Annotated in this window: 13 protein-coding genes; 7 read left to right on the top strand and 6 right to left on the bottom strand. The window is 37.3% G+C overall.

Annotation, left to right across the window (positions count from 1 at the left end; all coding sequences use genetic code 11):
- Window positions 1–8 precede the first annotated feature (8 nt).
- The 3 genes from PSF67_RS11475 to PSF67_RS11465 form a co-directional block, all read right to left on the bottom strand.
- Window positions 9–1535, bottom strand: coding sequence for a sugar ABC transporter ATP-binding protein (locus PSF67_RS11475; protein ID WP_272676938.1), 1527 nt, complete (start codon window positions 1533–1535; stop codon window positions 9–11).
- A gap of 72 nt (window positions 1536–1607) precedes the next feature.
- Window positions 1608–2570, bottom strand: a complete 963-nt coding sequence (locus tag PSF67_RS11470) for a sugar ABC transporter substrate-binding protein (RefSeq protein WP_272676937.1) — start codon at window positions 2568–2570, stop codon at window positions 1608–1610.
- 10 nt (window positions 2571–2580) lie between these two features.
- The gene (locus PSF67_RS11465; RefSeq protein WP_272676936.1) at window positions 2581–3825 is read right to left on the bottom strand and encodes a PfkB family carbohydrate kinase; all 1245 of its coding nucleotides are present in this window, start codon (window positions 3823–3825) and stop codon (window positions 2581–2583) included.
- Window positions 3826–4519: 694 nt separating this feature from the next.
- On the opposite strand from PSF67_RS11465, the gene ssuE reads away from it, so the two are divergent.
- The 7 genes from ssuE to PSF67_RS11430 all read left to right on the top strand — a co-directional run bounded on the left by ssuE (window position 4520) and on the right by PSF67_RS11430 (window position 10915).
- On the top strand, window positions 4520–5041 hold the full coding sequence (gene ssuE / locus PSF67_RS11460) for an NADPH-dependent FMN reductase (RefSeq protein WP_272676935.1): 522 nt from the start codon (window positions 4520–4522) through the stop codon (window positions 5039–5041).
- Between the two features lie 62 nt (window positions 5042–5103).
- On the top strand, window positions 5104–5883 hold the full coding sequence (gene ssuC, locus PSF67_RS11455; RefSeq protein ID WP_272676934.1) for an aliphatic sulfonate ABC transporter permease SsuC: 780 nt from the start codon (window positions 5104–5106) through the stop codon (window positions 5881–5883).
- Complete coding sequence (locus PSF67_RS11450; protein WP_272676933.1) at window positions 5880–6620, top strand: ATP-binding cassette domain-containing protein; 741 nt, start codon at window positions 5880–5882, stop codon at window positions 6618–6620. Before ssuC ends, PSF67_RS11450 begins: the two co-directional genes overlap by 4 nt.
- Before the next feature lie 49 nt (window positions 6621–6669).
- Window positions 6670–7821, top strand: coding sequence for an FMNH2-dependent alkanesulfonate monooxygenase (gene ssuD, locus PSF67_RS11445; RefSeq protein WP_272676932.1), 1152 nt, complete (start codon window positions 6670–6672; stop codon window positions 7819–7821).
- A 47-nt stretch (window positions 7822–7868) separates the two neighbouring features.
- Window positions 7869–8807 carry an aliphatic sulfonate ABC transporter substrate-binding protein gene (locus PSF67_RS11440; RefSeq protein WP_272676931.1) on the top strand — a complete coding sequence of 313 codons (939 nt, stop codon included), beginning with the start codon at window positions 7869–7871 and terminating at the stop codon, window positions 8805–8807.
- 256 nt (window positions 8808–9063) lie between these two features.
- Window positions 9064–9507: a PACE efflux transporter gene (locus PSF67_RS11435; RefSeq protein WP_272676930.1), complete on the top strand. Its 444-nt coding sequence runs from the start codon at window positions 9064–9066 to the stop codon at window positions 9505–9507.
- A 394-nt stretch (window positions 9508–9901) separates the two neighbouring features.
- Window positions 9902–10915 carry a sulfate ABC transporter substrate-binding protein gene (locus PSF67_RS11430; protein ID WP_272676929.1) on the top strand — a complete coding sequence of 338 codons (1014 nt, stop codon included), beginning with the start codon at window positions 9902–9904 and terminating at the stop codon, window positions 10913–10915.
- 303 nt (window positions 10916–11218) lie between these two features.
- Here PSF67_RS11430 and PSF67_RS11425 read toward each other — a convergent pair whose 3' ends face one another.
- From PSF67_RS11425 to PSF67_RS11415, 3 genes are all read right to left on the bottom strand, one after another.
- Window positions 11219–12163, bottom strand: coding sequence for an OmpG family monomeric porin (locus PSF67_RS11425; protein ID WP_272676928.1), 945 nt, complete (start codon window positions 12161–12163; stop codon window positions 11219–11221).
- 440 nt (window positions 12164–12603) lie between these two features.
- The gene (gene tpiA / locus PSF67_RS11420) at window positions 12604–13374 is read right to left on the bottom strand and encodes a triose-phosphate isomerase (protein WP_181489948.1); all 771 of its coding nucleotides are present in this window, start codon (window positions 13372–13374) and stop codon (window positions 12604–12606) included.
- 178 nt (window positions 13375–13552) lie between these two features.
- The gene (locus tag PSF67_RS11415) at window positions 13553–14182 is read right to left on the bottom strand and encodes a DUF1454 family protein (RefSeq protein WP_181489947.1); all 630 of its coding nucleotides are present in this window, start codon (window positions 14180–14182) and stop codon (window positions 13553–13555) included.
- Window positions 14183–14190: the final 8 nt, after the last annotated feature.

Genomic DNA, 14190 nt, shown 5'->3' with positions numbered 1-14190 from the left:
ATCCTCGGCTATTCGCTAGAGGTATTTTCTGCGTGCTGATATGCAGAAAATGCTGCGGCTAAAATTCGCTCCTGACTCCAGTCATCACGTGAAAATGTATTCACTAGCTTGCCATCTGAAATTACTGCAATACGATCGCAAACGAGCATGAGCTCACGTAAATCACTGGAAACGACAACAATGCCTTTTCCCTTAACCGTCAACATATTCAGTAATTGGTAAATATCTTGTTTTGCACCAATATCGATACCTCGAGTGGGCTCATCAAATAAAATAATCTGACAATCTTTTTCCAGCCATCGGCTAATTAGTACTTTCTGCTGATTGCCTCCTGATAAACTCTCTACGGGTTGAGAAGCATTCATCGTACGGATGCTTAAGTTTCTAATGTATTTATTTGCTAAATTGGTCTCATCATGTGAACTAACAATTGACTGAAAGCTTATCTTGTCGCTGTTGCCCAAGGAGATATTTACTGCTATAGATTGTGGTAATAGAAGGCCTTCACCTTTACGATCTTCTGTAACCAATGCGATACCGTGCTTAATTGCATCTGCAGGGGAGCGTATCACTACAGATTTTAACGGATCGCCAACCTGTAATGTGCCGCTATCGATTTTATCAGCACCGAAAATAGCGCGTAAAAGTTCAGTTCGCCCAGAACCTACTAGACCGCTAATACCTAATATTTCACCACTGTGTAGCGTAAACGATGCATCCTGAATAATTTTTCCACGATTAAAATTTTCCACCTTCAAGATCGGATGGCCTATCTGGCGTCGACTTAAATTAAATGAGCTTTCCAAATCACGCCCGACCATTAGCGAAACTAGCTGATGACTGTTATAGCGTTTGATATCATCCACACAGACTAGATGGCCGTTTCGTAGTACTGCAATTTCATCAGCAATTACTGCTAACTCATCTAGTCGATGAGAGATATAAATCAATGAAACTCCTCGGGCTTTAAACAACATTATCTGTTTAAACAGTAATTCAACTTCGCGGCTACTGAGCATTGCCGTAGGTTCATCAAGAATAAGAACTCGACTTTCGCCAATTAGGTTTCTTGCGATTTCAATCATTTGTTGATGACCGATACCCAATTCACCAACAAGTGTATTAGGGGCGATCGATTGCAATCCAACCATGGCCATCACGGGCAGAGCTATTTCGTTTAACTTTTTCCGATCAATCCAGCCAAATCGGTGAGGAAGTTGTTCGAGAAACAAATTCTCTGCTACCGATAGCGTGGGTAGTAAATTGAGTTCTTGCATCACCATGCGAACACCCAATTTTTCAGCATCTTTCCTGCTGTTAGGCGTGTAAGGTTTTCCCTGATAAATAATCTGTCCAGAGGTTGCGCTGGTTAGTCCTCCAATGATTTTGGCTAAGGTACTTTTTCCGGCACCATTTTCCCCAGTCAGAGCCAGTACTTTTCCTGGATATAATGTGAGTGTCACATCCACTAAGACAGGTTCACTATAGATTTTACCTATTCCGTGTATTGCGAGGATCTCTTGCCCATTTTTCATATTCTGACCTTATCGGGTAAGCTGCTTTGATATCCGAAAGATGCAATATCAAAGCAATGAGCTATGATTAACTTACTGTTTAATAATAAGTTTTATTGGGGTCTCAATATTACTGGATAAATCGCGCTGTTTTTTCCCATTTTTCAGCGCGTCAAGTGCAGCATCAATGCCAAATACAGCTTGTTGGGAAGCGAATTGATCTGCTGTTGCTAATACTCGGCCATCATTCAACATCGGCTTAATTGCTTCGATATTGTCATAGCCTACGACTAAAACCTGTCCTTTTTTTCCAGCTGAACGAATTGCGGAAACAGCACCTAGTGCCATGTTATCGTTATTTGCTAACAGCGCTTTGATATCGGGATATTCACTCAGCATTGCAGCGGCTACTACATTAGCGTTGTTTATTTCCCATTGACCGGATTGAATAGAAACCACTTTCATTCCGCTCTCAGCCATTGCTTGCTGGAATCCCTGAGTGCGTTGTTGAGAGTTGCGGGAGGTTGGAATGCCTTCAATAATACCTACCTGATCGCCCTGTTTAAGGTGTTTTGCTAAATAATCACCAATATCTTTAGCACCTTTTTGGTTATCAGGACCAACAAAAGGAATATTTAGATTTTTATCTTTGAGTACACCCTCATCAAATTTATTATCAATATTAATAACGATTATTCCTGCATCAATTGCTTTCTTAACTACAGGTAGAATTGCTTTAGAATCTGATGGTGCAATGATGATAGCATCCGCTTTAGATACAATCATTTGTTCTACTATCTGGATTTGGTTTGCTGTATCCGTTTCGTTCTTTATTCCATTAGATATCAAATCAAACTTATCTGTATTTTTTTTCTGGTAATCTTTTGCTCCGGTCTCCATTGTTAGAAAAAACTCGTTTGCCAATGATTTCATGACTAGGGCGATTTTGGGTTTATGCGTCTGTGTATCAGCGGCGAATGCAGGTATGATGAAGGAGGCGGAAAGTATTATTCCGACGGTTGCACCGATAACACGATAGAAAATTTTATTTTTCATTTGATTATTCCTATAGGCTTAGGGGACTGAATAATTCTCTAAACAGTTGCTGCTTACGGTGATAAACGAGCGAACTACTGGGCATATTTGATGCGCCTTTACGTTCAACTTTCAACGATGCAAATGCAGAAGCATATTGCGCTGCATTGACGAGCTCTTTACCATTTGCAATGTATGCTGCCAGTGCCCCAGTAAAGGCATCGGCTGCTCCACTGGTATCGACAACAGCTGATTTATAGGCAGGAATATGGGTATAAACTTTGCCATCAAAGATTAGACAGCCTTGGCTACCTAACGTAATGATGACGGATTTTGCACCTTGAATGTGAATGCTTTTGGCTGCATTTTTTGCTGAATTAATATCGTCAATAACTACTCCGGATAATGCTTCGGCCTCAATTTTATTCGGTGTAATAATATCTATTAAGTGCAATATTTCTTTGATTTCTGGAACATAAGGGGCTGGGTTCAATACAATAATGGCTTTTCCAAGTTTTGCCTGCATTATTGCATAACGAGTTATAGGGAAATTGTTTTCTAGCTGAGTCAAAAATACTCTGCAATTGCGAATAATATCAATATCTAATAAAACATCCTCTTCGGTAAATGTTTCGTTGGCACCAAGAGTGACACTGATCATATTGTCACCAGTAGCATCAGAAACCCATACGATTGCTATTCCAGTTGGTGACACTTCATTTACCAGAAAAGAAAACGATGAAATTTCAGTTTTTGTTAAATACCTCTTAGCTTTTTTTGAAAACTCATCTGAGCCTAATTTAACCGTTAAGTGAACGTTATTATTAATTTTAGCCGCTGCGATAGCTTGATTTGTCCCTTTTCCTCCGGCGTAAAAATGTGTTGCAGAAGCTCGTATGGTTTGCCCAATCTGGGGCAATGCTGTTATTTCAGAGACAATATCAACATTAAACGAACCTAGAATGTAAACACTTTCATTTATATAGCTGTTTTGTGTGGTTCGATTCGAATTTGGCACAATATCCTTGCCACTTTTAAAACCATTCAATATCGTTTTTGTAAACGACCGTTCAAATAAGGACTCGTCATCAGGTGTGTTCTTTAATTGTACGCCACCATGAAATAATGAGAATAGTGTACTTTGGCATAGTTCATTTAAGTCATTACGGATAGTTCTAGTCGTTACTGATAATTCTTTAGCTAATTCGCTAACATAAGCTTTTTTATCAGTTATCAACTTAATTCGAATCGCTTTTTGTCGTTCTTGTTTTTTCATAAATACTCACCTCCAAGTTTTATAATATTAAATTAATGTTAATATTTGTTGAGCAACGTTCAAAAATAAACACATAAATTGGAATTTTTTTTTCCGATTTTGATAATTAGTGAAATGATCAGGAAGTTTGAATAAATATCTAGTGTCAACGGATTACAATCTAACGTTATAGATCCGTAATCTATACACTCTCCTTGCATTTGTTTCAAATAACAAATAAGTCAGTTTTTTGGGGTGATTCATACTAAAACGTAATTACGAAGCCGCCTATTAATTTATCAAACGATTATTGAAATCTTTCGCTTACTGGTTTTCTACTAAAATATTCAACATGGATAAGTACGTCTCTTACAGTAATACTATTACCCTCTTAATTAAATATTAATAAAATAAAGTGTTTGTAAGTCAGATATTGTTAATAACTGTTTATTCTATCCTATAACACTTGTCAGACATTTTTCACTACTAAGTAGGCTAATATAAGATTCAATAACTCTGCTAATTTCAACTTTAAAGTAGGTAGCTTCAATGTTTCTTTGATTTCTGTGTTTTATTCCTGTTTTGAAATTCAATAATAAGCAAAGAGCTAGATTCTTTTATGTCGATTATAGTATTACTAATAACAAAAAAATATTTATTTATATTAGGTTAATTAGATAAATATTAATGATTAGTTAATAATAGAGAGGTTGGTATGAATATTCTTATTATTTCAGGAAGCCCAAATTCGAAATCACTTTCATCTGCCTTGCTTGATTATGTTGAGAAATGGTTAAGTGCATATGATGTAATGATTGAACGGGTTAGTGTGAATGAATTTGATTCAAGTGTGCTATTAAAAGCAGAATGTCAACATTCTCAAATAGAATTATTTATTAAAAAAGTTAAGAGAGCAGATGGTGTTATTATAGCTTCACCAGTTTACCAGTCATCGTATAGCGGTGTATTAAAGTCATTAATTGATTTGTTGCCACAAGGCTCATTTGCTAATAAAAGGGTATTGCCAATTATGTCTGGAGGTAGTGAGTGCCATCAATTAGCACTGGATTATGCATTCAAACCTTTATTAATGGCATTAAAAGCTGAAGAAATTATGCTTGGAATTTATATTAGTAATAAACAATCACAGTATTCAGAACAGGCTAAAAAATATATTTTTAATGACGAAATTATTGGTAGGGTAAATCATACCTTACGTTTTTTTATCGCTCACTAAATAAAATTGGTGGCATATATTAGAAGATAAATTATACACGGTTGTTGAATAGGGAGAACAAAATGAGCTATCAACGTAACTTATTTTTGAGTTGGCTGGTACCTATAGCATTACTTATGATCTGGCAATTTTCCGTGAATTCAGGCTGGGTATCAAGTCGTATATTACCAGAACCACTTCAAGTAATGAATGCTGGTTGGAGGTTAATAAAAAGTGGTGAGCTATGGGAAAATATGGTTGTCAGCACATTACGTGCCTCGATAGGTTTTATTATTGGCGGTTCGATAGGGCTTATACTAGGGCTAATTACAGGGCTATCCCGATTAGGTGAAACTTTATTGGATAGTTCGATACAAATGATCCGCAATATACCCCACTTGGCACTTATCCCTTTAGTTATTTTATGGTTTGGTATTGATGAGAAAGCTAAAATATTTCTCGTCTCATTAGGTACTTTTTTCCCTATTTATTTAAATACATTACATGGTATTAGACATATTGATCGAGGTTTGATTGAGATGGCAAAAAGCTATGGGCTAAGTGGATATCAATTATTCCATCACGTTATTTTTCCGGGGGCATTACCATCAATATTAGTTGGTGTCCGTTTTTCTCTTGGATTGATGTGGCTAACATTAATTGTCGCTGAAACTATTTCTACAAATGCAGGGATCGGATATTTAGCAATGAATGCACGCGAGTTTCTCAGAACTGACATTGTAGTATTTACCATCATTGTTTATGCCTTACTGGGTAAAATAGCAGACTGGTCGACCTATTTATTGGAAGTTGTACTTTTGCGTTGGCACCCTATTTGGCAGAAAAAAAGGGTTACAGCATGATGATAAGTCAACCCCTTAGAAATGCAGGCGTTACAGTTAATGTTAAGCAGATTACTCAACAGTTTGGTGCCCATGAAGTACTTAAATCCCTTAGCTTTACAATTCCTGCAGGGCAATTTGTCGCGATTGTTGGGCACAGTGGCTGTGGTAAGAGTTCTTTATTACGCCTAATAGCTAATTTAGATTTGCCCTCATCAGGGGAAATCACAAGCGAAACACTATCACTAGCTCATTTTTATGATGATACACGCATGATGTTCCAAGAACCGCGATTACTGCCATGGAAAAAAGTCATTGAGAATGTAGAGCTTGGACTTAAAGGAGAATGGCGTAATGAGGCACTTGAAGCGCTAGATGCTGTTGGATTGATTGATAAAGCTAATGAATGGCCTGCAACATTATCAGGGGGACAGAAACAGCGTGTCGCATTAGCAAGAGCGCTTATTCATCGTCCTCGTTTACTATTACTTGATGAGCCTTTGGGTGCACTTGATGCATTAACTCGAATAGAAATGCAGCAGTTGATCATTAAGCTATGGCAAGAATACCAATTCACCGTCGTACTTGTCACACACGATGTGCATGAAGCTGTGTTTATCTCTGAACGAGTTTTGATGTTAAAGGATGGTGGGCTGTATTTAGATTTACAAGTAAATGAAGATTACCCCAGAATACTGACGAACTCTCGATTGATTGAACTTGAATCGAAGGTATTGAGTGCACTTACAGCGTTCTAGAGATATTAAAAATAATTTCTGGTTATTACCAAGTAAATAGGAATTAAATATGACAGTACAGCAAGAACTACAGCTATTTTGGTTTTTACCGACGCATGGAGAAGGGCGCTATTTAGGAACACAAAAAGGTGCTCGTCCAGTGACATTATCTTATTTACAGCAAATTGCTATCGCAGTGGATAGTTTAGGTTTCTATGGTGTACTGATCCCTACAGGTAAAAGCTGCGAAGACTCATGGTTAATCGCTGCAGCATTGGTTTCAGTGACCAAACAATTACGCTTTTTAGTTGCGGTTAGGCCTGGTCTTCAACCTCCCTCACTAGCTGCTCGCATGTCCTCAACTTTGGATAGATTATCTGATGGACGATTATTGGTAAATGTGGTGACAGGTGGTGATCCAATAGAAAACAAAGGTGATGGAATTTTTTTAAATCATGCAGAGCGATATAAAGTGACAGAGGAATTCCTTGAAGTTTATAAACGTTTGATCCGTGGAGAAAAACAAGTGAATTATCAAGGAGAACATATATATGTTGAAAATGCAGAATTGCTATTTCCTCCAGTACAATCATTAGGGCCTCCACTGTATTTTGGTGGTTCATCACCAGCTGCATTAACGGTTGCAGCAGAACATATTGATACATATTTATCATGGGGCGAGCCAATCGCTGACGTAGCTGAAAAAATTACAGCGGTACGGAAACTCGCAGATGAGAAAGGTAATCAATTGGAATTTGGTATCCGTTTACATGTGATTGTGCGAGAAACAGAGCAAGAGGCTATTGATGCGGCAAATAAGCTGATTTCACATCTTGATGATGAAATTATTGCTCAAGCCCAATCTATTTTTTCGCGCATGGATTCAATAGGGCAAGGGCGTATGCAATCACTCCATAATGGTTCTAAAGATAACTTATTTATTGCACCTAATTTATGGGCTGGTATTGGTTTAGTTCGAGGTGGAGCTGGAACGGCTTTAGTTGGTTCACCTGAACAAGTTGCAGAACGAATCAGGGAATATCAGGCTGTGGGTATTAGCAAGTTTATTTTTTCAGGTTATCCACATTTAGAGGAAGCACACCGATTTGCAGAGTTAGTAATGCCTTTATTAGAGGGGCAAAAAGAGTTTTCTTTCCCTAAAACATGTATTAATACAGGACCATTAGGTGAAACAATTGCCAATGATTCAAGGCCAAAATAAGTGAGTGAAAACTACTTTAGATAACTAATTCCATCAGGAGCCCTATTATGAAAAGGTTAATACTACTTGCTTCTTTATTATTGATTTTCATCTATCCCAACTTTACTTTTGCAGAAGCGAAAATAATTAATATTGGGTATCAAAAATCCAATATTTTTGCAATATTAAAATATCGAGGTTCATTAGAAAACGAATTTAAAAAATATAATGTTAATATTAATTGGATTGAATTTCCTGCAGGACCACAAATGTTAGAAGGGTTAAATCTAGGAAGTATTGATTTAGCTGCGACGGGAGATGCACCACCTATTTTTGCTCAAGCAGCACAAGCTGATTTTGTCTATTTAGGTCACTCACCTGCTAATCCCAAATCAGAGGCAATTGTTGTTCCTGAAAATTCATCAATTAAGTCTATCAATGATTTAAAGGGAAAGCGTATTGCATTAAATAAAGGTTCTGATGTGAATTATTTGCTTCTGGCCGCATTGCAACATGTGGGGCTTAATTACAGTGATATTATACCAGTTTATTTACAACCATCAGATGCGAGAGCAGCCTTTGAGAAAGGAGCAACTGATGCATGGGCGATTTGGGACCCTTTTTTAGCTGAAGTTGAAACCAACTTGCCAGTTCGTCAAATCGTTAATGGTGAAAATTTAGTTCCTCATTACACCTTCTTCCTTGCTAGTCGTAACTTTGCTGAAAAAAAATCTAAATATGTTGAAGTGATTATTGAGCAACTAATACAACAAAGTAAATGGGTTAATACGCATCCTCAAGAGACCTCAGAGGTATTATCAGCCTCAACAGGGCTAGGCAAAGATATATGGTTAAAAGCATTACAACGCATAAATTATGGATTTGTTCATATGAGTGATGATGCGTTTGTGAAGCAGCAAAAAGTTGCAGATATTTTTGTAAAAGCACATCTAATTCCTGAGCCTATTGATGTCAAAAAAGCACAATGGATGATTAAGGTAAATTAACTTTTTAATAAAAACATATAAATTTAATAATTTATAAGTTTATATAAAGTCGCTAATTTAATACGAGAATATTAAATGCTATTTTTCGTCTGATCAGGTGTTTTACTAATTAATGTAATTTTGGGTGTTCGATACCTGCTGCTTCTCAGCAGATGAAACTGTCTCCTACGATAAAAAATTGAGTGGCTAAACTTTATTAATGTTGAAGGGTGTTTATTCTATCACTTTATGGGTAATAATATCTTGGAGGTGGAAAATGCAGGGGATAAAACGTAGAATTGTATTTATAACGATTTATGAAGTTATTGGTTGGTTTATTTCAGCATTAGCACTGGCTTTTCTTTCTGGTAATTCAGCGGGAACTACAGGTCCATTAGCATTAGTAATAACGACTATTGCAGTCAGTTGGAATTTTATTTTCAATACCGTATTTGAATATTGGGAGTCGAAACAAAAATCACGTATTAGGACATTTAGGCGTCGTTTTGTTCATGCCATATTGTTTCAAATAACACTGGTTTTTTTCTTAATTCCATTAATTGCATGGTGGCTTTCAATTAGTCTTTTACAAGCGTTAATATTTGATGTTGCCTTGATTATTTTTATCCCAATTTATACTTTCTTTTTTAATTGGGCTTTTGACAAAATCTTTGGTCTGCCAAAATCAGCATTACCGCAAGAAAATGAAACGACATTATAACGTTAAAATTGTATTTCCTTTTATTTGTTAAGAAAGGAAACTATTGATAATAGGAGACTCTTGTAAATAACGAAATAGGTTTAAACGTTTTCATCTTATACCAGATTACAGATCAATTATTCTATTTATCAGATACACTTTTCCAAAAGGCTGGCCATAATAGAAATGGCCAGCTGACCTTTGCGGAATGCTAATACCACTTAAATTTTTGTAAGTGTTACATGGCTTTTTCTAATATGGAATGAACGATACATTTTAGAAGGTGGTTATTTTTACGTCTTTATTTTTTTGTTCACATATTCCTCATTATTATAAGTTTTTCTTTTTAATTATTTCCCGTAATTGGTGCTATCTGTCAGCCTCTCCTTATCATAAATTTAATGAGGAAAGGCAGATGGCAAGTTCATGGCAGGTAACAAAATCACAATTCACCACAGCATTGTTATTGCTGTTAGCGACAGGGGCATGGGCGAAAAACATTCAATTACTGAATGTGTCTTATGATCCGACTCGTGAGTTTTATCAACAATATAATCAGGAATTTAGTGATTATTGGAAAAAGAAAACGGGGGATACTGTCACTATTCGGCAATCTCATGGGGGTTCAGGTAAGCAAGCCATATCAGTAGTGAATGGGTTAGAAGCTGATGTTGTGACGTTGGCTTTAGCCTATGATGTTGATGCTATTGCACAAAGTGGCCGTATAGATAAAAACTGGATAGAAAAACTCCCCGATAACTCAGCACCTTATACATCGACTATCGTCTTTCTAGTCCGTAAAGATAACCCGAAAAATATTAAGGACTGGGATGACTTAGTCCGCAAAGACGCCTCTGTGGTGACACCGAATCCGAAAACCTCAGGCGGAGCACGTTGGAATTATTTAGCGGCATGGGGATATGCGTTAGATAAAAACCAGCAAGATCCTGAAAAAGCAAAGCAATTTGTTAAACAACTTTATCAAAATGTGGAAGTACTCGATTCAGGGGCTCGTGGTGCGACCAATAGTTTTGTTGAACGCGGCATAGGTGATGTATTAATTGCTTGGGAAAATGAAGCGTTGTTAGCTATCAATGAGTTGGGGGAAAGCGGGCAGTTTGAAATAGTGACGCCAAGTATTTCGATTCTTGCTGAGCCAACCGTCGCTGTTGTTGATAAAACTGTCGATAAACGTGACCGCAGGGCTGTTGCAGAAGCTTACCTAGAGCATCTTTATTCTGCGGAAGGGCAGGAAATTGCAGCGAGAAACTATTATCGTCCACGAAATGTGGAAGTGGCTAAAAAATATCAGCAGCAGTTCCCTGAGCTTAAGTTGCTGACGGTAGACGCCAGTTTCGGTGGTTGGCAATTAGCACAAGCAACGCATTTTGCGAATGGGGGGGTGTTCGACGAAATCATTCGACGCTAATACTCTTCATATTTCGTACTGTAGCGTTGTTGGCGACGCTCGCTAACCCTAGTCACATACTGGTGTATGCTCCTAGGGATTAGCTTCTCTTGCCGCCTAGCTACAGCACGAACTATTTTGAGTATTGTACTCTTGTCATATTTTGCATTGTAGCGTTGTTGGCGACGCTCGCTACCCCTAGTCACATACTAGTGTATGCTCCTAGGGATTAGCTTCTCTTGCCGCCTAGCTACAGCACGAACTATTTTGAGTATTGTATTTTCGGGTATTTCTCTGTGAACTAAGTTAGTTGCAATCTAAAAATTACCACTGATATTTTACGCCGATTTTACCGAGATATAGGGTTTGCTTGTTATCATATCCTGACGTGATCCCATTCTTTTTAGGCGATTTCCATGTTGAGGGCTCATAGGCGAGTTCACTCCATAAAGTTAGAGATGGTGTAGCTTTGTATTCCACGCGGGAGCCAATGCGGAAGCCATTTTTAATTTCCTGAGTTAAATAATTATTTTTGTCATAGGTATTTTCTTGTAAGAAATAGCGTACATACGGTGTAATTTTCCAGTTGGGTTTAATGGTAATGGGTAAGTAAGCGCGAACTTGTGATTGTAAAAAGCGGGTACTGAAATGTTTATCCCATTGGTTATCAATATAAACAGTGAGTTTTGCTTTTAATGCATCTGAATATTTATAAGTCACGCCATATTCGGTTTCTGCTTCATGGCTACTGTCGTTGAAATAATTGCTGTAATAAAGATAAGAGAGCCAAAAGTTAAAAGACCAATCATCGTTGAAACGGTACTCACCGGCAGGGGTTAAGCCATATAAACGATTCGAAGAACGTGCTTTGCTGTTAGGCTCCACATCGTTTGATTCTTTTCTGTAACGAAAACCAAGTTCTAAGTCTGATTTTAAGGTGTTGATAATTTGCTTGATAGCATCAATTTGCGTGCGGTTCCGAATGTAAGAATCCCGTGAGGTTGAGAAATTGCGACCATGATTCCTTAAGGATTCACGATGATCTAGGGTAAAACGCCAGTCAGATTTAGGGTTGTATAGCTTTAATTGGCCAACTGTGCTGATTTTATCGTAGACTTTATTTTTGAATGAATCACGCTGACCTTGGTATTCTTCTATTTCCAAATAAATATTAGTATTAACTCGCCAAGAGTCATCGTTTGATTCAGAAAAACAAATTGCAGGGAATATAGTTATGATGCTATAGATTAAACCAACTATATATTTCATATTTATCCTTCAAGGTAAAAGTTATTAATGTCAATTATCTAGCTGAGCGATTAGCGAGATTAAATGTGAATTAACTTTTATAGGTTGTCTACCGTTATTATTTAATAGAGGATAAGTGGTATAGATAAAATGAAATTGAAGCCCCTTTCAATTTACTGTTATTTATGGTGTTTTTATTTTGTTTCAAATTGATGAATATTTTTATTAATGATTTATTTCTGAGTTTTTAATCATTCGTTTATTAATTTATTTCGAATTTAATTAATTTCAATTTATTTTTTTTGAAATTAAATTTCAATTATATTGTTTGGTGGTAATTGTTTTTTGGCAATTATTATGGGAGTAAGGTTATTGATATGAAATTATTTATGAATAACAAAATTAATAAAAACAAAAAAACCGCCAATATTGGCGGTTAATCTCAAGGTGTTAAAATAACCTTATTTTGTTTTTTTTGCTTCAGCTGCAGCTTTAACAATTACAGCAAAAGCGTCAGCTTTCAGAGAAGCTCCACCCACTAAGGCACCATCGATATCTGGTTGAGTGAATAGCTCTGCTGCATTGCTGGCATTAACAGAACCACCGTATTGAATGATTACTTGTTCAGCAATGGCTGCATCTTTTTTCGCAATATGGGTACGAATAAATTTATGGATTGCTTGTGCTTGTGCAGGTGTTGCTGATTTACCTGTACCGATAGCCCAGATTGGCTCATAGGCGATAACGGCACCTTGGAAAGCTTCCGCACCTAAAGAATTTAATACGGCATCAATTTGGCGAGCGCATACTTCTTCAGTTTTACCAGCTTCATTTTCAGCTTCAGTTTCACCAATACACAGTACTGGGATCAGGCCTTGCTCTTTTAATACCGCAAATTTCTTAGCGACAAATTCATCACTTTCGTTGTGATAGGTACGACGTTCTGAGTGGCCGATAATGATGTATTTGGCGCCAACATCTTTTAACATTTCAGCAGAGGTTTCACCTGTAAATGCACCTGATAGGTTAACGTCAACGTTTTGTGCACCTAATGCAATACGGCTACCTGCTAATGCATGTTTAGCTTGGGTCAAATAAAGTGCAGGTGGTGCAATAGCCACACCACAGCCATCAACGCTGCTGAGTTCATTACGCAAGCCAGCGATGAGGTCATTGACCATCTGTGTGCTGCCGTTCAGTTTCCAGTTACCCATTACCAATGGATGTCGCATGTTGTTTCCTCCAACCAGAGAGTTTGAATGATTAATCAATAAGTTATTCATCACACGCTTATGTTACACGCGCAATGTGACAATGTTGTCGCCATTCACCTTCTGCATTATAAGAACAATGGATAATAATAGCTTTGCTTTTTATCATGCTTGTTCTTAGAGCGTGATCACAGTCAGTTTAGGGTGTTTGTTGTTCTAGCTTAATCGGTTCAACAGCAAAAGTAAGCACATTATTGTCACTTTTTACTAAAATATACCTTAACGTACCTAATCGAGCTTCTTCCGCGTGAGTTGTACTATTATTGGCAATAAATTTATTTAAGGCTTCCGTAAGCTCAGGGGCTTTATCCAGTGAAACTTCAGGGGAAAATATACGGACCATTGCCATGGTATAACTTTCCATTAATTGCCGGTTTTTTTGGTTTTCTTGTGGGTTATCAGACGGTAGTAATGTGATCTGTAAACTTTTAATTTTTTCACTACCACGCTCTAACACTGCTGAGGAGTATATCTGTTGGTTAATACGAGAGGCCGCGCGAATGTAAGGAGCGGAGATATCCTGACTCGTAATGACTTTATATTCATGGAGATATAAATCTTTATATTCATGATTGAATTGATTGCGCAGCTCAGGAATAGTCAACTCAAAAGAGGGGGCGTCAGGGGCTAAATAGGCGACTTTGAAATCGGTATCTGGCAAAGTGGGGACTTTCTGAGCGAAAGCCAGTTGTGGCGCACTAAGCACAAAAATGGTTATGATGGCGTATACCGAGCGAAATAAAGTTTGGGTCATTTTTGAGCCACTCATTTTTAGTT

It is taken from the genome of Providencia sp. PROV076 (assembly GCF_028483405.1).
Classification (GTDB): domain Bacteria; phylum Pseudomonadota; class Gammaproteobacteria; order Enterobacterales; family Enterobacteriaceae; genus Providencia; species Providencia huaxiensis.
The sequence above is the reverse complement of the archived record's forward strand: the minus strand, read 5'-3'. Positions and strand labels throughout refer to the sequence as shown.